This is a genomic window from Collinsella sp. CLA-ER-H2 (assembly GCF_040092405.1).
Lineage (GTDB): Bacteria > Actinomycetota > Coriobacteriia > Coriobacteriales > Coriobacteriaceae > Collinsella.
The window spans coordinates 104,366-126,740 of sequence record NZ_JBBNLO010000002.1 but is presented as its reverse complement, the minus strand read 5'-3'; the positions used below and the strand labels follow the sequence as shown (position 1 = coordinate 126,740).

Here is a 22,375-nt window from a genome sequence, read left to right as displayed (position 1 = left end):
GGGCGCTTCTACAAACGTCTATTTCGTCTTGCCGGTAATGAGCGTCTTAAGACCCAGGCCGATCAGACCCAGTCCCATGCGCACGCGACCGGGGCGATGGCGCTCGATGGCCTTGGTCTTGCCAGCGGGCTTCTCGCGGCGGGCACTCGTCTCGGGTGCGGGTTTGGTGACCTGCGGCTCGGGCTGAGGTGCAGGTGCAGGCTCGGGCTCAATGACGGTCGCCTGGACCTTCTGAACCTCGGGCGCTTTCTCCACGGCGGGCTCTGCGGCAGCCACGGGTTCATTCACCGGGGGAGCGGCAACCGTTTCCGGTTTGGCAACTGCCCCATGTTCAACCTCGGCCTGAATAGCTTCTTCGGCCACGCGTTCCTTCTCCTGTGCGCGCTGCTGCCCGGCGGACTCGGCGTTGCGATAGGCACGCTCCAGCAGAGCTTCCTGCGAGTTGAAGGGCTTCTCGTCCTCTTTGCGCTCCACGGGGACCCAGGTGCCGTCGCTCGTGAGGCTGCGTGCCTTTACGTTGTCGCGCAGCTGCATGCCCATGTATTCGTGCACCAGGGCGCGGCAGGTGGGGTCGAGCACGGGGAAGGCGATCTCCACGCGGTGCTCGGTGTTGCGCGTCATCATGTCGGCCGAGCTCAGATAGATCATGTCCGAGTCCACGCCAAAGGCGTAAACGCGCGCATGCTCCAAAAAGCGTCCGACGATAGAACGGACATGCACGTTCTCGGTCTTGCCCGGAACGCCCGGCTTGAGGCACGAGATGCCGCGGATGATCATGTCTACGCGGACTCCTGCGCACGATGCCTCAGCGATCTTGTCGATGACCTCGCGGTCGGTGAGCGAGTTGAGCTTAAAGAACACACGGGCGGGCTCGCCAGCGAGGGCACGCTGGATCTCGCGATCCAGGCCGCGCATAATGAGTGGCTTCAGGCCGACCGGCGCCACGCCCAGGAAGCGGTAATCGCCGCGCAGGTTGCCCAGCGACAGGTTGCGGAAGAACAAGTTGGCGTCCTCGCCGATGCCGGGATGGGCGGTCATGAGCATAAAGTCGCTGTAGAGCTTGGCCGTCTTCTCGTTAAAGTTGCCGGTGCCCAACAGCGTCAGGCGTGTAAGCGCCATGCCCTCGCGATAGGTGAGCTGGCAGATCTTGGAGTGGCACTTAAAGCCTTCGGAGCCGTAGATGACGGTGCAGCCTGCCTCTTCCAGACGCTCGGCCCACTCGATGTTGTTCTGCTCGTCGAAGCGGGCGCGGAGCTCCATGAGCACCGTGACCTCTTTGCCGTTCTCGGCGGCATCGATCAGCGACTCGCACAGGCGGCTCTGCTTGGCCACGCGGTAGAGCGTGATGCGCAGCGAGATGCACTCGGGGTCGTAGGCGGCCTCGTGTACCAGATCCAGGAAGGGGTTCATGGCCTCATAGGGATAAAAGAGCAGTTTGTCGTGCCGAAGCACCTGCTCGCGGATGGAACGGGACATATCGATGGTGGGGTTGGGCTGCGGCTTAAATGGCGTAAAGAGCAGCTCGTTGCGCAGGTGCTCGGGAATCTTGCCCTCAATGCCAAAGACATAGCCCAGGTTGAGCGGGATATCGCAGGTAAAGACCGAACGACGCGAGAGCTCGAGCGCCTTGCGGATAGTCTTGAGCGTTGGCTTTTCGAGCGAGCCCGATACGGCGAGCACCACCGGCTGCAGGCGCAGGCGCTTCTTGAGGATGCGCTTCATGTGCTGGCGGTAATCCTCTTCCTCCTCGACGCCCTCGCCGTCCGGGTCGATGTCGGCGTTGCGGGTGACGCGGATGAGCGCGCGGTCGAGCGGCTTATAGGAGCCAAAGCAGCTGTCCAGGCAGGCGAGGATGACGTCCTCGAGCAAGATGTAGGAGTAGGTGCCGGTGGGCGAGGGGATCTCGACCACGCGGTTCATCGAGGCGGGAATCTCGATCAGGCCCAGCAGACTTTCCTCGTCGGTGACGCCGTCCAGGCCGCACGCCAGGTAGAGCGCGCCGTTGCGCAGGTTGGGGAAGGGGTGGCGCGGGTCGATCACCAGCGGTGAGATGACCGGCGACACGTAGGCCTGGAAGTAGCGGGTTACAAAGGTGCGCTCCTCGGGCGTAAGCGAATCGACACGCGCGCGGTGAACGCCCAGGGTGTCGAGCTTGCCCTCGATGTTCTTAAAGATGGACTCCCAACGGGTAAGGAGCCCGGGCATTTCGGCCATGACAGCATCGACCTGTTCGGAGGCGGTCATATTGCTCTTGTTGTCGACAGGCTGTTTTTTGAGCTCTGCCAGATCGGACAGGCCGCCCACACGCACCATGAGAAACTCGTCGAGGTTTGACTCGAAGATCGAGACGAACTTAAGGCGCTCGAACAGCGGCACGGACTCATCAAAAGCCTCGTCGAGCACACGGTTGTCAAAGCGCAGCCAGCTGAGCTCTCGGTTCTGCGTGTACGAGAAGTCGCGCGGCGGTTTGCGCAGCTTTGCGGCGGCTTGCTTTTTTTCGATTTTGCTCGGCATATGCATCTGTCCGTTCAGTCCCCGCAGGGGACGGTAGCCTAACCCTATTCACTATTGTCTCAATTTAGTCGACTTGTGGCACGGACGTATTGTGCGAACGGTATCTTTACCTACTTCTTACGCCGTCAAGGCATGCAACTAACTGCCCGACTCGTTTTGAAAACAATCTATATCCATACTCAACTGGTGAGGATGTATGAATAAGAATGATTGCGAGCTGAATATAATCGAATCCAAATTGAATCATGGACAAACGACATATATATGCAGAAAACCGTTTTAGCTATGCAATTCCTAAGCATGAAAATATTTGTGCAATCTAGCTTAATTCCTTAGAAAAAAGAACATTTACCTTTGAAAACCTGCTTTAGAGAACCGAAGTGCATCATGGGGGAATCATATGCGATATACCGTTCATCGCACTTTGCTGACCGTTCGGGGGCGAGGTGGAATTGCAGGTGGTTTTTGGATATAACTAGAGCTGTCAGCAAGCAGCGTCCCATACGGAGGGGCGCTGATACATTCGGCCAGTAAGGCCCGAAAGAAAGGTAGGAGGCCATGACGAAAGGTCTGCACGTGCCTTCCGAGATCGGCAAGCTCAGGAAGGTCTGCCTGCACCGTCCCGGCGACGAGCTCCTCAACCTGCCGCCCGACGAGCTCGAGCGACTCCTGTTCGACGACGTCCCGTTCCTGGAGGTCGCGCAGCAGGAGCACGACACCTTCGCCCAGATCCTGAGGGACCAGGGCGTGGAGGTCCTCTATCTCGAGAACCTCGTCGCCGAGGTGTTCGACCAGGTCCCCGGCGCCCGCGCCGAGTTCACCGACCAGTACATCGCCGAGGCCGGCATCCGCGGCCAGCACATGCCGCAGATCGTCCGCGAGAAGCTGGACTCCATCGAGGACAACCTCGAGTTCGTCAAGAAGACCATGGCCGGCATGACCAAGTCCGAGATCGACATGCCCCTCACGGCGTCCACGACCCTCGACTCCCTGGTCAACTCCGAGTCCGAGTCCGACCTGATCATCGACCCGATGCCCAACCTCTACTTCACCCGCGACCCGTTCGCGGTCGTCGGCGAGGGCGTCAACCTCAACCGCATGTACTCGGTCACCCGCAACCGCGAGACCCTGTACGGCAAGTACGTCTTCAAGTACCACCCCGACTACAAGGACGTCTCGCTGTACTTCCGCCGCGACTGCCAGTTCCACACCGAGGGCGGCGACGTGCTGAACATCAACGAGAAGACCCTCGCCGTCGGCATCTCCCAGCGCACCCAGGCCGCCGCGATCGACGTCATGGCCCAGAACATCTTCTGGAACTCCGACTCCAAGGTCGAGCGCATCCTGGCCTTCGACATCCCGGTCTCGCGCGCCTTCATGCACCTCGACACGGTCTTCACCCAGATCGACGTCGATAAGTTCACGATCCACCCCGCCATCATGGGCACCCTGCGCGTCTACGAGCTGACCGCCGGCAAGAACCCGGGCGACGTGAACATCCGCCTGATCGAGGACACCCTCGAGCACGTCCTGGAGGACGCCACCGGCGTCGACCAGGTCAAGCTGATCCCCTGCGGCGGCGGCGACCCGATCGCGGCCTCCCGCGAGCAGTGGAACGACGGCTCCAACACCCTGTGCGTCGAGCCCGGCAAGATCTGCGTCTACGCCCGCAACACCGTCACCAACGACGTGCTGTACAAGGAGGGCCTGGACCTTCTCGTCGTGCCCTCCGCCGAGCTCTCCCGCGGCCGCGGCGGCCCGCGCTGCATGAGCATGCCCTTCTGGCGCGAGGACCTCTAAGGTCTTCAAGGACCCGTACAGGTCATAATACATACATCTAGCTGCCATTAGATGTCTTCCATTGGGGCGGTGCGGGTTTTCGCACCGCCCCAATCTTGTATGAGGAACGTCAACACGGTTGGATGACTGCTTTTGTAAGGAGCTTGGCCATGGGCATCAAGACGATTGGCGTTGAGGAATGGCTCAACGTTTGGGAGAAGAGCGCCACGTGGGACATCGCCCAGTCGACGATCTCGTCGCTCACCATGGGCGAGCTGCGCGCGCTCGATGAGCAGGACGGCGCCACGTTCTACGAGCGCCTGGACCGCGAGAAGATGAACTACGGCTGGATCGAGGGCTCGCCGGAGTTTAAGGCCGAGGTTGCCAAGCTGTATCGTCGGGAGGTCAAACCCGATCACATTCTGCAGACCAATGGCTGCACGGGCGCTAACCTCAACGCCATCATGGCTGTGGTCGAGCCCGGCGACCACGTTATCGCCGAGTGGCCCACCTACGCGCCGCTCTACGAGATTCCGCGCACGCTGGGCGCCGAGGTCGAGTATTGGGAGCTTCGCGAGGAACTCGGCTGGAAGCCCGATATCGAGGAACTCAAGAGCTTGGTGCGCCCCAACACCAAGCTTATCTGCATAAACAACGCATCGAACCCCATCGGTACGGTGCTCGATGCCGGTATGCTCGGTCAGATTGCCGAGATCGCCCGCTCGGTGGGCGCCTATGTGCTGTGCGACGAGGTGTACCTGCCGCTTGAAAACACTGAGTCCTTTATGTCGATGGTCGACGTGTACGAGAGGGCCATTGTCACCAACTCGTTGTCGAAGACCTATTCGACGCCTGCGGCCCGCGTGGGCTGGGTCGTGGCAGACGAAGAGATATCCAACCGCATCCGCACCTATCGCGATTACACCATGATCTGCGGCGGTGTGTTCAACGACGCCCTGGCGACCTATGTGCTTGAACACAAGGATAAGATCCTCGAGCGCAATCGCAAGATCGTGTTTGACAACCGCGATATCGCGCAGGCTTGGATCGATACACAGCATCGCGTTTCCTGGACGGCCCCACAGGGCGTGTCTACCTCGTTTATCCAGCTTGATATTCCCGAGGACGACGAGGAGTTCTGTAAGCGCCTGCTGTCCGAGAGGGGAGTGCTGCTGGTACCCGGCAGCCGCTTTGAGCTTCCCTGTGGCGCACGCCTGGGCTACTGCGCGAGCGAGGACGTTCTGCGTGAGGGCCTGAGGCTTTTGGACGAGGCGCTGGCGGAGTTTGATCGCTAGGATTCCGATGGTCTTCGAGGGCCTTATCTAAATTGGCCGAAGATAATCGAAAATGGACCCGTTTCCCTAGGGGAAGCGGGTCCATTTTTCTATACCGAGAAGTCAAGTTGTTACAAATGGGGCCGTAAAGCGAGGCGGTATCCGCTGGGCCTTATACTGAGTTTCCGGTGAACGGTATCAAGCGTCTGGTAAACGGTAATTTATTTATCAGAAATGAATAGGACAAACTTTTTTCTGAATAAAAATGAAAATGGTTGAGACGCGGTGTGAACCGCTAATTCTATTCATAGCTTTATTGGAAATATGCAATTTGAGGATGGTTTAACAAAGTTTAGTTCCATTTGATTTTAGGATTAAAACGCGTTTAAGCACGTAAATACGCTTTATTAAGATGAAGTGTGCCATGCGTGAAGTATATGTGTATGCCGTTCACCCCCCTATAAAAAACCGTTCGGGGGCAAGGTGGAAGTATGAGCTGATTTTGGATATAAATATGTTGTCAGCAATAACGCCTCACACGGAGGGGCGCTAACGAATCGGCCCTGACAAGGGCCCGAAAGAAAGGTAGGAGGCCATGACGAAAGGTCTGCACGTGCCTTCCGAGATCGGCAAGCTCAGGAAGGTCTGCCTGCACCGTCCCGGCGACGAGCTCCTCAACCTGCCGCCCGACGAGCTCGAGCGACTCCTGTTCGACGACGTCCCGTTCCTGGAGGTCGCGCAGCAGGAGCACGACACCTTCGCCCAGATCCTGAGGGACCAGGGCGTGGAGGTCCTCTATCTCGAGAACCTCGTCGCCGAGGTGTTCGACCAGGTCCCCGGCGCCCGCGCCGAGTTCACCGACCAGTACATCGCCGAGGCCGGCATCCGCGGCCAGCACATGCCGCAGATCGTCCGCGAGAAGCTGGACTCCATCGAGGACAACCTCGAGTTCGTCAAGAAGACCATGGCCGGCATGACCAAGTCCGAGATCGACATGCCCCTCACGGCGTCCACGACCCTCGACTCCCTGGTCAACTCCGAGTCCGAGTCCGACCTGATCATCGACCCGATGCCCAACCTCTACTTCACCCGCGACCCGTTCGCGGTCGTCGGCGAGGGCGTCAACCTCAACCGCATGTACTCGGTCACCCGCAACCGCGAGACCCTGTACGGCAAGTACGTCTTCAAGTACCACCCCGACTACAAGGACGTCTCGCTGTACTTCCGCCGCGACTGCCAGTTCCACACCGAGGGCGGCGACGTGCTGAACATCAACGAGAAGACCCTCGCCGTCGGCATCTCCCAGCGCACCCAGGCCGCCGCGATCGACGTCATGGCCCAGAACATCTTCTGGAACTCCGACTCCAAGGTCGAGCGCATCCTGGCCTTCGACATCCCGGTCTCGCGCGCCTTCATGCACCTCGACACGGTCTTCACCCAGATCGACGTCGATAAGTTCACGATCCACCCCGCCATCATGGGCACCCTGCGCGTCTACGAGCTGACCGCCGGCAAGAACCCGGGCGACGTGAACATCCGCCTGATCGAGGACACCCTCGAGCACGTCCTGGAGGACGCCACCGGCGTCGACCAGGTCAAGCTGATCCCCTGCGGCGGCGGCGACCCGATCGCGGCCTCCCGCGAGCAGTGGAACGACGGCTCCAACACCCTGTGCGTCGAGCCCGGCAAGATCTGCGTCTACGCCCGCAACACCGTCACCAACGACGTGCTGTACAAGGAGGGCCTGGACCTTCTCGTCGTGCCCTCCGCCGAGCTCTCCCGCGGCCGCGGCGGCCCGCGCTGCATGAGCATGCCCTTCTGGCGCGAGGACCTCTAAGTCTTTCCGTTTCCGGTGCGGTCCCCCTACAACCGCACCGGCTTCGCCCGTTAAACGGGCACCACTAATACTTACGTAATTCATTTCTTCGAAAGGAATCAAACCATGGGTGTTAACCTCTCCGGCCGTAGCTTCCTCAAGCTTCTCGACCTCACCACCGAGGAGATCGAGTACCTGCTCAAGCTCTCCAAGAACTTCAAGGATATGAAGCGCGCTGGCGTTCCGCACCGCTATCTCGAGGGCAAGAGCATCGTTCTGCTCTTCCAGAAGACCTCTACTCGTACCCGCTGCGCCTTCGAGGTCGGCGGCATGGATCTGGGCATGGGCGTCACCTACCTCGATCCGGGTTCGTCGCAGATGGGCAAGAAGGAGTCCATCGAGGACACCGCCCGCGTTCTCGGCCGCATGTATGACGGCATCGAGTTCCGTGGCTTTGCCCAGGATGACGTCGAGGAGCTCGCTGCTAAGTCCGGCGTGCCCGTGTGGAACGGCCTGACCACTGAGTGGCATCCCACCCAGATGCTCGCCGACATCCTGACCGTCCAGGAGAACTTCAACTACGACATCAAGGGCAAGACCCTCGTCTTCATGGGCGACTGCAAGAACAACGTCGCTCGCTCCCTCATGGTTGTCTGCTCCAAGCTCGGCATGAACTTCGTGGCCTGCGGCCCCGAGGAGTGCATGCCCGCTGACGACGTCATCGAGGCCTGCAAGCCCATCGCCGAGGCTAACGGCTGCACCATCAAGCTGACCACCGACGTCAAGGACGGCGTCACCGGTGCCGACGTTATCTACACCGACGTGTGGGTCTCCATGGGCGAGCCCGACGAGGTCTGGGCCGAGCGCATCGCTCAGCTCACCCCGTATCGTGTTACCTCCGAGGTCATGGCTATGGCCAACCCGGGTGCCATCTTCCTGCACTGCCTGCCCAGCTTCCACGACACCAACACCACCATTGGCGCCGAGAAGTGCGAGCAGTTCGGCATCACCGAGCAGGAGGTCACCGACGAGGTCTTCGAGAGCCCCGCTTCCAAGGTCTTCGACGAGGCCGAGAACCGCATGCACACCATTAAGGCTGTCATGTACGCCACGCTCAAGTAAGAGCATCTAGCATCTCGCTCGGGGTGTATTGCTGCACACCCCGAGCGGTTTTATCTGGTAATAATCTCGCATCAAGCGGCAGGCACGGCACGGAAGAGCCGCTTCTGGCGAGATCAGTAAATGATTTATGAAGGGGGGATGAGAACTATGACTGAGACCGCTAAGAAAAAGCGCGGTATGCCTTCATCGTTCACCATTCTTCTTGCTCTGCTGGCAATTGTTGCAGTGATTACCGTTATCGTCTCCGGCACGTCCGGCGGCGCGGTTACTGCCGCCCGTCTGAGCGATTTCTGCACCGCCCCGATTAAGGGCTTCGCTGACGCTCTGCCCGTCTGCCTCTTCGTTATGATCCTGGGCGGCTTCCTCGGCATGATGACCGAGACCGGCGCTCTGGACAACGGCATCGCCGTTCTGGTGCAGAAGCTTAAGGGCAACGAGATTATGCTCATTCCCGTGCTGATGCTCATCTTCTCCCTCGGTGGTACCACCTATGGTATGTGCGAGGAGACCGTTCCCTTCTACGCCCTGCTCGCCGCTACCATGATGGCCGCTGGCTTCGACCCCATGGTCGGTGCCGCTACCGTCCTGCTCGGCGCTGGCTGCGGCTGCCTGGGCTCCACGGTTAACCCGTTCGCCGTCGGCGCTGCCGTCGACGCTCTGACCGGCGTTGGCATTGAGGTCAACCAGTCCATCATCATCGGCCTCGGTGCCGTCCTGTGGATTGTCACTACCGCTATGTCCATCTTCTTCGTGATGAGCTACGCCAAGAAGGTCAAGGCTGACAAGGGTTCCACCATCCTGTCGATGCAGGAGCTCAAGGACGCCGAAGAGGCTCACGGCAAGGCTGCTTCCGAGGTCCACAAGGAGGTCAAGCTCACCGGTCGTCAGAAGGGTGTTCTGATCGCCTTCGCCTTCACCTTCGTCGTCATGATCGTCGGCTTCATTCCGCTGGCCGACCTCAACGAGGGCGTCGCCAACTTCTTCGACGCTGGCGCTGTCTACGACGCCGACGGTAACGCCGTCGTCCAGGGCTGGTCTGCCCTGATCACCGGCCTGCCCATTGGCCAGTGGTACTTCGACGAGGCTTCCACCTGGTTCTTCCTCATGGCCGTCCTGATCGGTATCATCGGTGGCCTGTCCGAGAAGCAGATCGTTAACACCTTCATCACCGGCGCTGCCGACATGATGTCCGTTGTTCTCGTCATCGCCCTCGCCCGTGGTATCTCCGTCCTCATGGCTAACACCGGCCTCGATGTCTTCGTCCTCGACGCTGCCGCCAATGCCCTGGCTGGCCTGTCCGGCGTGATCTTCGCTCCCATGAGCTTCCTGGTCTACTTCGGCCTGTCCTTCCTGATCCCCTCGACCTCCGGTATGGCCACCGTCTCCATGCCCATCATGGGACCGCTGGCTGTTAAGCTCGGCTTCTCGCCTGAGGTCATGGTCATGATCTTCTCCGCCGCCATCGGTGTCGTGAACCTGTTCACCCCGACCTCCGGCGCCATCATGGGCGGTCTCGCCCTGGCCAAGATCGAGTGGACGACCTGGCTCAAGTTTGCCCTTAAGCTCATCGTTGCTCTCTCCGTCGTCTGCGCCATCATCCTGACCGTCGCCTGCGTGTTGATCTAAGTACCCAACGGGTACCCCACGGAAACCTTGACGATCCTGTAGAGGATCACCTGGTCATCGTCTGTCCGGTGGGGTAAACCCACCGGTAGACTCCTACCTTTAGCCCCCTTCCGTTCCGTGCGCGGGAGGGGGCGCTCTTGTGTTCCGGCGTTTTACCAAACGCCGGAACCACTCGACGCTGCAAGCCCGCCAGAGCGGCAATCTGACGTTCAATCGTCGGGCATGGCCAAAAGGCCTATGCCCTCCTCTTTCACGTCACCTTGCTCGCTCTGGCGGGCTTTCGCTGACTTTTGCTCCACCTGCGGCGCTGCCATTGTTGGTGTTATGGGGCGGTGCAATGGGGTCAGGTTAGTTTGCACCAAATATGTCCGACAAGAGGTTTGACGGATGTTTGGTTGGTGCCTGTTGATGGTCTGGGTATCGGGGAGGGCGGGCTCCGTTATAATCGCCTAGAACATTAAATGGAAACGGGACGGGAGCCATATATGCGCCAGGGTTTCGACAACGCGAAGTATATCGAGCTGCAGGCTGCTCACATTAAGGAGCGCATCTCGCAGTTTGGTGGCAAGCTCTATTTGGAGTTTGGCGGTAAGCTGTTCGATGACTATCATGCGAGCCGCGTGCTGCCGGGTTTTGAACCGGACAGCAAGTTCCGCATGCTCAAGAGCATCGCCGACGATGTCGAGGTTATCATCGCGATCAACGCGAACCACATCGAGAAAAACAAGGCTCGTGGTGACCTCGGCATTACCTATGACGAGGATGTGCTGCGCCTGGTTGACCTGTTTCGCGGCAACGGCTTTGCTGTCGCGGCTGTGGTCATCACCCAGTACGCCGGCCAGCCCGCTGCCGATGTGTTCCGCAACCGTCTGAACGCGCTCGGTATTCCCGCCAAGCTGCACTATCCCATCGAGGGGTATCCGCACGATGTCGATCTGATCGTGTCCGACGATGGCTACGGCAAGAACGAGTTTGTCGAGACCACCCGACCGCTCGTCGTGGTCACTGCCCCCGGTCCTGGCTCGGGCAAGCTTGCCACCTGCCTGTCTCAGCTCTATCACGAGCACAAGCATGGCACGGCCGCCGGCTATGCCAAGTTCGAGACCTTCCCTGTCTGGAATCTTCCTCTGACGCATCCGGTCAATATTGCCTACGAGGCCGCCACGGCTGACCTCGACGACGCCAATATCATCGATTCGTTCCACCTTGAGGCCTACAACAAGACCACGGTCAACTACAACCGCGACGTCGAGGCCTTCCCGGTAGTCCGTGCCCTGATGGAAAAGATCCTGGGCAAGAGCCCCTACCAGAGCCCCACGGACATGGGCGTCAATATGGTCGGTTTTGCCATTACCGATGACGATGCCTGCCGCGACGCTTCCAAGATGGAGATCGTCCGCCGCTACTTTACCGCGGTCGAAAATGTGCGCCGTACCGGCGTGGGCGATGAGCAAGTCGACCGTCTCAAGATCATTATGAAGAAGGCCGGTATCGACAAGAATTACTCGCCGGCACGCTCGGCCGCCCTTACCAGGGAGCAGCTGACGGGTGGCCCCGTAGGCGCCATGGTCATGCCCGATGGCTCCGTGGTGACCGGCAAGACTTCCACGCGCCTGGGCGCCGCGAGCTCGCTCATCATGAATGCACTTAAGCATGTCTCGGGCGTTGACCTTGAGCTCGAGGTCATTAGCGATGAGGCGATCGAGCCTATCAGCAAGCTCAAGACGCATTTCCTGGGTAGCAAGAACCCGCGCCTGCACACCGACGAGACGCTTATGGCGCTCTCGATCACCTCGGCAACGAGCGAGACGGCGGCCCGCGTCCTTTCGGGCCTGGAGCAGCTGCGTGGCTGCGATGCCTTCTTTAGCGTGATCATCTCGCCGACGGACGAGACGGTGCTGCGCAAGCTGGGCGTCAACGTGTGCTGCGAGCCCAAGTTCGAGCGCCGTGGTTTCTTCCACCGCTAAGCCTGGATAAATTGGTCTGAAAGGGGCGCATCGGGTATACATTCGGTGCGCCCCTTTATCAACAAAGCTACCGTTTAACCTAAAATTAGCCCGTTTACCTGCCTATAAGTGATTTGGGCGGTATACAATAACCCTAATTGTTTCATCCTTTTGCGGGGATGCCGCATGATGGATGTTGCCGGCCATCATGGGGTGTGCCGGTCGCGCACGGTGCAAGTGATGTCCGTGCTCGGTTTGAGGAGGCTGCCATGGCTGGCAAGGGTCGTGCGAGTGTCAACGATATGAAGCGTGTCGAGGTGCAGGTGCTGATGGAGATCGCACAGCAGTCCGAAGACAACGGCGGATTTTATGGCTTTTCGCGCAAGACGCTTGCCGAGCGTGTGGGGGTGTCTCCGTATCGCGCCCGCGCGGCAATTGAACGTCTGGAATCCGAAGACATCATCGAGGTCGTCTCGCGCTACAGCGACGACGGCGGCCAGCTCGCAAATGGTATTTGTCTCACGGAGCGTGGCGAGTGGTATCTAGAGGGCATCCGTGCCGGTATGCTCGTGCAGGACTTGATCAAGGACTAATTCGCCGATCGATAACAAGGCGCATTCATAGTCGAAACGACGCCGCCTGGGCAACCGGACGGCGTTTTGTTTCGAGATGGAGAAATGCGATTGCGCGTAAGAAAAATTGCGTGCGGCGCGCGTCGCGAGTATTACAATGAAGACCCGTAAGATGTGTATGGACAACTTCTACGGGAAGCGCAGGTAACTCAATATGACCAAGCATGTGTTCGTGACCGGCGGCGTGGTTTCGTCTCTGGGCAAGGGTATTACCGCGGCCTCGCTGGGCCGTCTACTCAAGTCGCGCGGCTACAAGGTAACGATGCAAAAGGCCGACCCGTATCTGAACGTCGACCCCGGTACCATGAGCCCGTTCCAGCATGGTGAGGTCTTTGTGACCGAGGACGGCTACGAGTCCGATCTGGACCTGGGTCACTACGAGCGCTTTATTGACGAGAACCTGACCCGCGATTCCAACTTTACGACTGGTGCCATCTATAAGAGCCTGATCGCCCGTGAACGTCGCGGTGACTTTTTGGGCGGCACCGTGCAGGTGATTCCGCACGTCACGAACGCCATTAAGGATAAGTTCCGTCGTATTGAGGAGCAGACCGGCTCCGACGTGGTCATCACTGAGTTGGGCGGCACCATCGGCGACATCGAGTCGCAGCCGTTTGTCGAGGCCATTCGCCAGTATCGCAAGGAGGCCGGCCCCGAGAACGTCTGCTACATCCACGTGTCGCTCGTCCCCTATATCGCCGCCGCCCACGAGGTCAAGACCAAGCCGACGCAGCACTCCGTTAAGGAGCTCCGCAGCTTTGGTATCCAGCCCGATATTATCGTTCTGCGCTCCGACCACCATATCGACGATGCCATCCGCGGCAAGATTGCAAGCTTCTGCGACGTCGACACCGACTGTGTCTTTACCAACGAGGACTGCGCGAGCATCTACGATGTTCCGCAGCTGCTCGCCGAGCAGGACTTTGACCTGCGCATTTGCGAGCGTCTGGGTCTTGACCCGCGTGAGCGCGACATGAGTCAGTGGAACGAGTTCCTGCGCAAGCAGAACCATGCCAACCAGCACGCCGACAAGGTGAAGATCGCCGTCGTGGGCAAGTATACGCAGCTGCCCGATGCCTACCTGTCGGTTATCGAGGCCCTGCACCACGCGGGTGTGTTCTACGATCGCCACGTTGACGTGCAGCTGGTCGATGGCGAGAGCCTCGACGAGCAGAATGTCTCCGAGGTCCTGGGTGATGCCTCGGGCATCTTGGTCCCTGGCGGCTTTGGCAAGCGCGCCCTGGAGGGCAAGATCCTCGCGGCCGAGTTCGCCCGCGAGCACAAGATTCCGTATCTGGGCATTTGCCTGGGTATGCAGGTTGCCGTGTGCGAGTTCGCCCGTAACGTGGTCGGCCTTGCCGGCGCCAGCTCTTCCGAGTTCGATCCGGATGGCCCGTATAGTGTCATCGACCTGATGAGCTCGCAGGAGGACGTGACCGAGAAGGGGGGCACCATGCGTCTGGGTGCCTATCCGTGCAAGCTTGCCGCCGATACCCTCGCGCGCGAGGCATATGGCGAGGAGCTCGTCTACGAGCGTCACCGTCACCGCTTTGAGTTCAACAACGCCTTCCGTGACCAGCTCGAGGGCGCTGGTCTGGTTATCTCGGGTCTTTCGCCCGACGAGCGCCTGGTCGAGATGGTCGAGCTGCCGCGCGACGTGCATCCGTGGTATGTGGCAACCCAGGCTCATCCCGAGTTCAAGAGCCGCCCGACCAACCCGCAGCCGCTGTTCCGCGAGTTCGTGCGCGCCTCGATCGGCCAGCATGAGGGCGTCGATCGCTTGCAGGTGACGCCCAAGAACCTCGCTACGGACTAAGGGTGCCGGCGAACCAAGAACATACCGAAGCTACTCCCTCGTCGCTCGCTGTGGCGGCGGGGGAGTATCTCGATTACCTTGCGGTCGAGCGGGGTTTGGCACGCAATACGATTGCGGCCTACCGTCGTGACCTGACGACGTACTGCGCCTATCTGGAGCGGGCTGACGTTGCGTCTTTTGAAGAGGTGACCCGTCAGGTCGTGGAGGGCTTTGTTGCCGATCGCCGCGACGGAGGCTATTCCGACGCCTCGGTGGAGCGCGCGCTTGCTGCCGTGAAGGGCCTGCATGCCTTTTTGGTGTGCGATGGGGCCGTGGCCCAAAACCCGACGGCGGCGTTGCGCCTGCCCAAAAAGGCAGATCGCCTGCCGGAATACCTTTCGGTGGAGGACGTCTCGGCACTGCTCGATCAAGACTTTCCCGAGGGCGAGATGGGACTGCGCGATCACGCCATCTTGGAAGTGCTTTACGGTTGCGGCTTGCGCGTGAGTGAGCTGGTTGGGCTCGATGTGGGCGATATCCATATCGATGACGGGTTTGTCCTGGTGCGCGGTAAGGGCTCCAAGGAGCGTCTGGCCCCGTTGGTGGGAAGCGCGGCTCGTGCCTTGGCACACTATATAGGTGACGGGCGCACGCTCCTGGCCGCCCATGCTCACGGGACGGAGACCTCGGCGGTCTTTTTAAATAAGAACGGACGTCGCCTGTCGCGCCAGGCCGTGCATGCGATATGCGAGCGGTATGGGCGCCAGGTGGGGCTGGTTGGGCTCCATCCCCACACCCTGCGCCACTCCTTTGCCACCCACATGCTCGCGGGCGGTGCCGACCTGCGTGTGCTGCAGGAGATTTTGGGCCATGCCGATATTTCGACCACGCAGGTCTACACGCATGTCGACCGCACGCAACTGACCGAGGTCTATCTGGCGGCGCATCCGTTGGCACATCGCTAGCACCTCGCTGACCTGCATATTTATAAATGTTAAAGGGGACGGGCCCCAGATTGCCGAGACGCACTTTTGCGCACATGGGCAATCTGGGGCCCGTCCCATTTTTCGCCAGACACCGACGCGTTGGTGGGCCGTGTGTACCGTGGGTGGGGGAGTTTGGGGGCGATGTGAACGGTGTGTAAAGGGACGTAAAAATCGCCTCAAGGTCAACTTGAAGGTTGAGGTTCGCGGGCGTGGTTCTACAGGTGGCATCCCGCCTTTGCTGCAAACACAACATATTGTGTTTTCGAACATATGCTCGGGGGTGTTTTACAACATATTGGGGGTGGAGTGGTGGGGTGAGGTGGGGGAAGGGGTGGGGAAAGGTGTTGAAAAATGGGGCGGTTCCCCATATTATTGATGACGTCGACAGGCGGGGTGGTTCCCCGCGTACGTGCCATCTGAGTAACCGAGGGGAGGGCGCACATGGGAATGACGGGTGCATACGAGCGCAATCTCGATGCAAAAGGTCGTCTATCCCTGCCTGCACCCCTTCGTGAGGAGCTTGGAGAGCACGTTCGCGTGTTTAAAGCCCTGGATGTCGATGCTCTGTACGTGTTCTCTGCCGAGGCCTTCGATAAGTGGGTCGAAGGACTCTTCGCGGGTCGTGAGGGCCACGAGGGTTTTAACCCGCGTGACATCAACGACCAGAAGCTCATGAGGGCGATCAACAAGCGCACCACGTCGATGGATGTGGACAGCGCGGGTCGTATCGGTCTTTCTGAGTCTCTCCGCAAGCAGGCGAACCTCGACCGCGAGGTCACGGTTGTGGGCAACTACGACCACCTTGAGGTTTGGGACCGCGCTACGGCCGATGAGGACGATGATGACGAGGCCCTGCTGGACCTCTTCTTCTCGTAAGGGCAAGGCACGAGTAACGGATGGAGCGTGGGATCTTGACACAAGAATATCGGCATGAACCTGTCATGCTCGGCGAAGTGCTTGAGTCGCTGCAGCTAAAGAGCGGTTCCGTCGTCTGCGACTGCACCCTTGGCGGTGCCGGCCATTCGGTAAAGATGGCCGCGCAGGTGGGGGAGACCGGCCTTTTGCTCGGCGTCGATCAGGACGACATGGCCCTCGAGGCCGCTGGCGCCCGTCTGGACCGCGAGGTTCCCGGCGTACCGCACCAGCTGCTGAAGGGCAACTTCGGCGACTTGGACGAGCTGCTTTGCTCGGCCGAGGTGCCCGGGGTCGATGGCTTCCTGTTCGACTTGGGCGTTTCGTCGCCGCAACTCGATATCCCTGGCAGGGGCTTTTCGTACAACGAGGACGCCCCATTGGACATGCGGATGGATCCGGGTAACAACACCTTAAACGCAGCTGAGGTCATCAACACCTATAACGAACACGACCTCGCCCGGATTCTACGCGTCTATGGCGAAGAGAAGTTCGCCTCGCAGATCGCGCGTGAGATCGTGCGCCGCCGCGAGCATGAGCCGATCGAAACCACCGGTCAGTTTGTCGAGATCATCAAGGCTGGTATCCCCGCTGCCACTCGTCGGCATGGCGGACACCCGGCCAAGAAAAGTTTCCAGGCCATTCGCATCGAGGTCAATCACGAACTCGATGTGCTCGAGCGAGGGCTTGACGCCGCCACAAGGTGGCTCAACCCGGGCGGACGCATCTGCGTCATCTCGTATCACTCGCTCGAGGACCGTATCGTAAAGAACCACTTTAAGGAGATGAGCCAGGGGTGCACGTGTCCGCCGGAGATTCCGGTGTGCGTGTGCGGCAACGTGCCGATACTCAAGGTCATCACCCGCAAACCCCTGGTTGCCCAACCCGATGAGGTTGCGCGCAACCCTCGGGCGAGATCAGCCAAGATCCGCGTGGCGCAGCGTCTGTAGACGCGACCGCGCGATATTGGACCTCCCGCTCGTACCACAAACGAAGCTTAAACACACTACCAACGTACTCGGGATGGGAGGCGGCATATCATGGGCTACAACACCTCAAACGCAGCACTCGCCTATGATATGAACGCCATGCCCGCCTATCGTGAGGCACCGCAGGCCCCCGTTGCTCCCCGCGAGCAGCGCACGCCGCGCTTTGATGTCTACACGGGCGCGGGCCGTCAGGCAAACCAGGCGGTAAGCCCGGTTTTCATGAGCGTTCTTAAAACGTTTTGCATCATTGCGGCCATCTTCATGACGATCGGTGTCGCCCGTGTGGCGCTCGCCGGCGTTACGGCCCAGGTGCTCAACAGCAACGCCGCGCTTACCAACACGCTCGAGAAGGCGACCGACGAGAGCTCCGACCTGGAGGTCATGCATTCGGTCTATGGTGCCGACACGCGCATTCGCGACCTTGCGGGCGCTTATGGCATGGTGGAGCCCAGCGAGAGCGTTACACTTGATTTTTCGCAGGATGCAGCCGCGGGCGCCAGCTCGACCGCGACCGCTCAGTAACAAGACGGTAGCTGAGTATGACAAATGACTATCGCCGCGGCTCCGACGGGGGTCGCGGTTCTGGACGTCCCTCATCGCGGGGACGTTCTGGTTATCAAGGAACGGGTCGGCCATCTTACAACGCGAGGCCGTCCTATGGCAACGACCCCGCGTCGCGTCTCCGTGGCTCGAGTGGTCCTCAAATGCATAACACCAGACCGCGCAAGAGCTCGTCGACCGAATGGCTCACGGGCACGCCGCTGCCCCGTCGCAAAGCCGTCATGGGCTTTATCGGGCTTGGCTTGGGTTTAGGCGTCCTTCGCCTTGCCGACTATCAAATCGTGGAAGCCGATAAGTTACGCGACCGCGCCGATGCACGTCGCTTGCTCGCGCAGACGCTATATGCCAAGCGCGGTACCATCTACGACCGTAACGGCAACGTGCTGACGTCGTCGGTCGAATGCCGCAACATCGCCGTGAATCCTCAGCTTATCGAGGACGTTGACAAGACGGTATCGGCACTGGTCAAAGCTACGGGCATCGATAAAAAGACCTGTCGCGAGCTCGTTGAGTCGGATGGCACCTGGGTGTATATCAAACGTCAGGTGGACGAGGATGATGTCGCGGCGCTGGAGAAGAAGAACCTGCCAGGCGTGCTCTTTGAGCAGGCCATGAAGCGCGTGTACCCCTACGGCAACCTGGCATCGCAGGTGCTTGGCGTGGTAAACGTGGACAACGACGGTCTGACGGGCCTCGAAAAACAGTACAACAAGCTTTTGACCGGAACCAACGGTTCGCTGGTGCGCGAGCGGGCGAGGGACGGTAGCTATATCGCGGGCGGCGCCTATAAGAAGGTTGCCGCGGTGGACGGCGTGGACATCGTGACGACGCTCGATGTCAATATCCAGCGTGCCGCCGAGGACGCCCTGGCCGAGGCGGTCGAAAAGACCAAGGCCAAGAATGGCTCGGCCCTGGTCACCGATCCCACGACGGGCGAGATTCTGGCGGCATGCTCGTATCCGACATATGACCAGACCGATCTGGAAAACGCCAAGACCGAAGACATGAACTTGCGCCTGGTTACCGATGCCTACGAGCCCGGCTCGGTCTTTAAGACGCTCGTGGCCGGTGCCGGCTTCGATTTGGGCGCCGTGCGTTCGAGCACGTCGTTTGAGGTGCCGGCGAGCATTAAGGTTGGCGACGATACCGTTACCGACGCCGATAAGCGCGACTACACCATGACCATGGACGTGCGCGAGATGATGCGCCGTTCGTCCAATGTGGGCTTTGTCCTGGTGGGACGCAAGATCGGTGCCGATGATTTTGCCACCTATGTGGACAAGTGGGGTATCGGTCATAGCTCCGGTGTTGATTTTCCGGGTGAGAGCCTGGGCATCGTCAAGGAGCGCGACCAGTACGACGGCGCCACGCTGGGCTCGATGAGCTTTGGCCAGGCGCTGTCCGTCTCGCCGATTGAGGTCGCACGTGCCGTGGGCGGCATCGCGAACGGCGGCGTGATGATGACGCCGCACTTCTATAAGTCCAGCAAGGGCGATGAGAAGGACTGGGGCGAAGGCGAGCGTGCGATTTCGGAGGACGCTGCCGCCCAGGTGACATCGTGCATGCAGACGGTCGTGTCCGAAGGCACGGGCGTTGGCGGTGCGGTCGATGGCTATGACGTGGCGGGCAAGACCGGTACGGCCGAGCGTGCTGACGAGAACGGCGGTTACCTCAAGGAGAACTACATGTCGTCCTTTATGGGCTTTGCGCCGGCACAATCGCCCAAGGTGCTGTGCTATATCACACTCGATGGAACGCCGAGCGGCTCGGATGCCGCCGCGGTGCCATTCCAGTCCATTATGGCCAACGCGCTCGACGTGCTGGGAATCCCGCGGACGAAGTAGGGGGTTGCAATCTTGAGCGTGGTCTGCCGTTTGATCTGAAGGGTGTTCACATGCCCTGCACCACGCGCGCATGGCACTGGGATACAATACGCCGATAGCATTATTAGGTTTACAGGGGAGCTGCAATGATAGAGATCGCCGTCAACAACCTCGCGGCCTCAACGGGGGCCCGAACCGTGACGGAAGAAGTCGACCGGGTATGCCGCGGGTGCGTTATCGACTCGCGTCAGGTCGAGGAGGGGACGATCTTTGTCGCCTTCCCCGGCGAAAAGGTCGACGGCAATGATTTTGCCTCCCGTGCCATCGAGTCGGGTGCCGGTGCCGTCGTGATGACGCGCGAGCCCGATGCCGAGCTGGTTTCGTTGGCGCAGGATAAGGGATGCGCCGTCTTGCTGACCGACGACCCCGTGGAGTTCTTGCTGCGCCTGGCGCACGTATATCGCTTGGAGCTTGGCTGCCTGGTCGTCGGCATTACCGGTTCGATTGGCAAGACGACGACCAAGGACGTGCTCGCCGCCGTACTCGCCAAACGTTATCGCGTCTGGGCCACCAAGGGCAATTTCAACAACCTGATCGGCATGCCGCTCACGGTACTTTCCGCTCCGGCCGATACCGAGGTTCTGGTGCTCGAGATGGGCATGAACCATTTTCATGAGATTGAGCGCCTGTCCCAGTCTGCCAACCCCAATCTTGCCATCGTGAGCAAGATTGGAACCTCCCACATCGGTATCCTGGGCAGCCGCGAGAACATCGCCCGCGCCAAGTCCGAGATCGTCCAGGGCATGTGCGCCGCCGGCGACTTCTCGCCGTTGCTGGTTTTGGGTGGCGAGGACGACTTTACGCCGTTCATTCGCGATACGTTCGCCCAGCCTGCGGGCATTGACGTGATGCTGGCCGGCGTCTCGGACGACGACGAGGTCCGCGCACGCGACATTCGCGTCGACGACGAGGGCCATCCGGTCTTTACGCTCGACTTTGGTCAGGGCGACACGGTCGATACCATGCTGGCCATTCCCGGCGTGCAGTCCGTGCCCAATGCCGTTAAGGCCGCCGCGGTCGCCTATCGTCTGGGCGTGACGCCCGAGCAGATCGATGCCGCCTTTAGGGGCCTTACGATCACCGGTCACCGTCAGGAGATCAAGCGCGCCAAGAGCGGAGCACGCATCATCGACGACTCCTATAACGCCAGTGCCGAGTCTATGGCTGCCGGCCTCGATTTGCTGTGCTCGCTCATCTGTGACGGTTCGCGCATGGCGATCCTGGGCGAGATGGGCGAGATGGGCGACGAGGCCCCCCGCATGCATGAGCTCGTGGGCGCCTATGCCGCCGCTAAGAAGCTCGACATGCTCGCGTGCGTCGGCGGCGAGCTGGCTCAGCTCATGGCCGATGCCGCACGCATGATGGGTATGGATGAGGACCGCATCCAGGTGTTCTCCGATTATCAGCAGGTGCTCGACCGCATAGGCGGCGCGCTTGAAAATCATGATGTTGTACTGGTCAAGGGTTCCCGTTTTGTTGAGCTCGACCGCTTTGTGGAAGGTGTGTGCTAGCCCATGTTCGGCAATCCCTCGTATCCTACGTATCAGGCCTTTTTGGGACTTGGCATCGCTGCCGCCATTGCGTTGCTGCTTATGCCGTGGTGGATCAAGCTGCTGAAGGTCGAGGGTATCGGCCAACAGGTCCGAGCCGACGGCCCCAAGCGTCATTTGATTAAACAGGGTACGCCGACCATGGGCGGTGTCATCATCCTTGTCGCGATCTCGCTGACCTGCCTGCTGATGGGCAAGCTCACCACCGAGCTCGTGCTCGTGCTGCTTGCCACACTGGCCACCGGCGTTCTGGGTCTCATCGACGACCTGACCTCCGTCACGCATGGTCGCTCGCTCGGCCTGACGCCTCACGCCAAGATGATCGGCCTGACCATCATCTGCGTCACTTTTACCGTGCTCGCCGTCAATTGGTGCGGCGTCGCCCCCGAGATTCGTTTTCCCGGCGGCCTGACAATTGACCTCGGTGTTCTTTCGACCACCATCTGCGGCCTTTCGTTCCCGTGGCTCTACATTGTATTTTGCTGGCTGATGATCGCCGGTCTTTCCAATGCCGTGAACCTGACCGATGGTCTGGACGGCCTTGCCGGCGGCACTTCCATGATCGCCATGCTCGCCATGGCCGCTATGGCGTTTTTGCACGGTGACGTGAACCTGTCCATCTTCTGCACGGCGTGCGCCGGTGCCTGCCTGGGCTTTTTGTGGTTCAACTGCTACCCGGCGAGCATCTTTATGGGCGATACCGGCTCGCTTGCCCTGGGTGCCGCTTTTGCCTGCACCTCCATCATGACCAACACCGAAGTCGTTTCCCTCATCATCGGCGGTCTGTTTATCGTCGAGACCCTGTCGGTCATGATCCAGGTTGTCTATTTCCACTTTACGCACAAGCGCGTCTTCCTTATGGCGCCCATTCATCATCATTTCGAAAAGAAGGGCTGGGCCGAGACTAAGGTCGTTATCCGTTTTTGGATTATCGCCGCTGCCTTTGGTGCCGTTGGCCTTGCCCTGTTCTTCCAGTTGGGATAGTGGTCT

Annotated in this window: 16 protein-coding genes; 15 read left to right on the top strand and 1 reads right to left on the bottom strand. The window is 60.1% G+C overall.

Going from position 1 to position 22,375, the window contains the following annotated elements; genetic code table 11:
- Positions 1 to 18: 18 nt before the first annotated feature.
- Positions 19 to 2,514 (bottom strand): polyphosphate kinase 1, encoded by a 2,496-nt coding sequence (ppk1, locus tag AAAX59_RS01340; RefSeq protein WP_349070152.1) that lies wholly within the window; start codon positions 2,512 to 2,514, stop codon positions 19 to 21.
- 558 nt (positions 2,515 to 3,072) lie between these two features.
- Here ppk1 and arcA (AAAX59_RS01335) point away from each other — a divergent pair.
- The 15 genes from arcA (AAAX59_RS01335) (at position 3,073) to mraY (ending at position 22,369) form a co-directional block, all read left to right on the top strand.
- A complete protein-coding gene (gene arcA, locus AAAX59_RS01335; RefSeq protein WP_006234281.1) occupies positions 3,073 to 4,314 on the top strand; it encodes an arginine deiminase in 1,242 nt (413 codons plus the stop codon).
- Positions 4,315 to 4,463: 149 nt separating this feature from the next.
- Entirely contained in the window at positions 4,464 to 5,588 is a 1,125-nt protein-coding gene (locus tag AAAX59_RS01330; protein ID WP_349070150.1) for an aminotransferase, read from the top strand.
- A 574-nt stretch (positions 5,589 to 6,162) separates the two neighbouring features.
- The gene (gene arcA / locus AAAX59_RS01325) at positions 6,163 to 7,404 is read left to right on the top strand and encodes an arginine deiminase (protein WP_006234281.1); all 1,242 of its coding nucleotides are present in this window, start codon (positions 6,163 to 6,165) and stop codon (positions 7,402 to 7,404) included.
- A gap of 105 nt (positions 7,405 to 7,509) precedes the next feature.
- Positions 7,510 to 8,505: an ornithine carbamoyltransferase gene (gene argF / locus AAAX59_RS01320; protein WP_349070148.1), complete on the top strand. Its 996-nt coding sequence runs from the start codon at positions 7,510 to 7,512 to the stop codon at positions 8,503 to 8,505.
- 147 nt (positions 8,506 to 8,652) lie between these two features.
- The gene (locus AAAX59_RS01315; RefSeq protein WP_148332921.1) at positions 8,653 to 10,131 is read left to right on the top strand and encodes a YfcC family protein; all 1,479 of its coding nucleotides are present in this window, start codon (positions 8,653 to 8,655) and stop codon (positions 10,129 to 10,131) included.
- A 485-nt stretch (positions 10,132 to 10,616) separates the two neighbouring features.
- Complete coding sequence (locus AAAX59_RS01310) at positions 10,617 to 12,098, top strand: DUF1846 domain-containing protein (RefSeq protein WP_349070146.1); 1,482 nt, start codon at positions 10,617 to 10,619, stop codon at positions 12,096 to 12,098.
- A 248-nt stretch (positions 12,099 to 12,346) separates the two neighbouring features.
- Positions 12,347 to 12,670: a hypothetical protein gene (locus AAAX59_RS01305; RefSeq protein ID WP_349070144.1), complete on the top strand. Its 324-nt coding sequence runs from the start codon at positions 12,347 to 12,349 to the stop codon at positions 12,668 to 12,670.
- Between the two features lie 193 nt (positions 12,671 to 12,863).
- Positions 12,864 to 14,525: a CTP synthase gene (locus AAAX59_RS01300; RefSeq protein WP_035137945.1), complete on the top strand. Its 1,662-nt coding sequence runs from the start codon at positions 12,864 to 12,866 to the stop codon at positions 14,523 to 14,525.
- A gap of 2 nt (positions 14,526 to 14,527) precedes the next feature.
- Positions 14,528 to 15,469, top strand: a complete 942-nt coding sequence (xerD, locus tag AAAX59_RS01295; protein WP_349070142.1) for a site-specific tyrosine recombinase XerD — start codon at positions 14,528 to 14,530, stop codon at positions 15,467 to 15,469.
- A 462-nt stretch (positions 15,470 to 15,931) separates the two neighbouring features.
- Positions 15,932 to 16,366 (top strand): division/cell wall cluster transcriptional repressor MraZ, encoded by a 435-nt coding sequence (locus AAAX59_RS01290; RefSeq protein ID WP_035137949.1) that lies wholly within the window; start codon positions 15,932 to 15,934, stop codon positions 16,364 to 16,366.
- 20 nt (positions 16,367 to 16,386) lie between these two features.
- Positions 16,387 to 17,352, top strand: a complete 966-nt coding sequence (gene rsmH, locus AAAX59_RS01285; RefSeq protein ID WP_349070141.1) for a 16S rRNA (cytosine(1402)-N(4))-methyltransferase RsmH — start codon at positions 16,387 to 16,389, stop codon at positions 17,350 to 17,352.
- Between the two features lie 90 nt (positions 17,353 to 17,442).
- Positions 17,443 to 17,913, top strand: a complete 471-nt coding sequence (locus AAAX59_RS01280; protein ID WP_195919276.1) for a hypothetical protein — start codon at positions 17,443 to 17,445, stop codon at positions 17,911 to 17,913.
- Positions 17,914 to 18,095: 182 nt separating this feature from the next.
- Positions 18,096 to 19,796: a penicillin-binding protein 2 gene (locus AAAX59_RS01275; protein ID WP_349070140.1), complete on the top strand. Its 1,701-nt coding sequence runs from the start codon at positions 18,096 to 18,098 to the stop codon at positions 19,794 to 19,796.
- 125 nt (positions 19,797 to 19,921) lie between these two features.
- Positions 19,922 to 21,346: a UDP-N-acetylmuramoyl-tripeptide--D-alanyl-D-alanine ligase gene (gene murF, locus AAAX59_RS01270; RefSeq protein ID WP_349070138.1), complete on the top strand. Its 1,425-nt coding sequence runs from the start codon at positions 19,922 to 19,924 to the stop codon at positions 21,344 to 21,346.
- 3 nt (positions 21,347 to 21,349) lie between these two features.
- On the top strand, positions 21,350 to 22,369 hold the full coding sequence (mraY, locus tag AAAX59_RS01265; RefSeq protein ID WP_117746963.1) for a phospho-N-acetylmuramoyl-pentapeptide-transferase: 1,020 nt from the start codon (positions 21,350 to 21,352) through the stop codon (positions 22,367 to 22,369).
- Positions 22,370 to 22,375 lie beyond the last annotated feature (6 nt).

Coding starts and splice junctions, on each gene's coding strand:
- AAAX59_RS01305 (WP_349070144.1), top strand. CDS start 12,347: ATGGCTGGCAAGGGTCGTGCGAGTGTCAACGATATGAAGCGTGTCGAG.
- AAAX59_RS01300 (WP_035137945.1), top strand. CDS start 12,864: ATGACCAAGCATGTGTTCGTGACCGGCGGCGTGGTTTCGTCTCTGGGC.
- ppk1 (WP_349070152.1), bottom strand. CDS start 2,514: ATGCCGAGCAAAATCGAAAAAAAGCAAGCCGCCGCAAAGCTGCGCAAA.
- AAAX59_RS01290 (WP_035137949.1), top strand. CDS start 15,932: ATGGGAATGACGGGTGCATACGAGCGCAATCTCGATGCAAAAGGTCGT.
- AAAX59_RS01315 (WP_148332921.1), top strand. CDS start 8,653: ATGACTGAGACCGCTAAGAAAAAGCGCGGTATGCCTTCATCGTTCACC.
- argF (WP_349070148.1), top strand. CDS start 7,510: ATGGGTGTTAACCTCTCCGGCCGTAGCTTCCTCAAGCTTCTCGACCTC.
- AAAX59_RS01280 (WP_195919276.1), top strand. CDS start 17,443: ATGGGCTACAACACCTCAAACGCAGCACTCGCCTATGATATGAACGCC.
- arcA (WP_006234281.1), top strand. CDS start 3,073: ATGACGAAAGGTCTGCACGTGCCTTCCGAGATCGGCAAGCTCAGGAAG.
- AAAX59_RS01310 (WP_349070146.1), top strand. CDS start 10,617: ATGCGCCAGGGTTTCGACAACGCGAAGTATATCGAGCTGCAGGCTGCT.
- arcA (WP_006234281.1), top strand. CDS start 6,163: ATGACGAAAGGTCTGCACGTGCCTTCCGAGATCGGCAAGCTCAGGAAG.
- AAAX59_RS01275 (WP_349070140.1), top strand. CDS start 18,096: ATGCATAACACCAGACCGCGCAAGAGCTCGTCGACCGAATGGCTCACG.
- murF (WP_349070138.1), top strand. CDS start 19,922: ATGATAGAGATCGCCGTCAACAACCTCGCGGCCTCAACGGGGGCCCGA.
- AAAX59_RS01330 (WP_349070150.1), top strand. CDS start 4,464: ATGGGCATCAAGACGATTGGCGTTGAGGAATGGCTCAACGTTTGGGAG.
- mraY (WP_117746963.1), top strand. CDS start 21,350: ATGTTCGGCAATCCCTCGTATCCTACGTATCAGGCCTTTTTGGGACTT.
- rsmH (WP_349070141.1), top strand. CDS start 16,387: ATGGAGCGTGGGATCTTGACACAAGAATATCGGCATGAACCTGTCATG.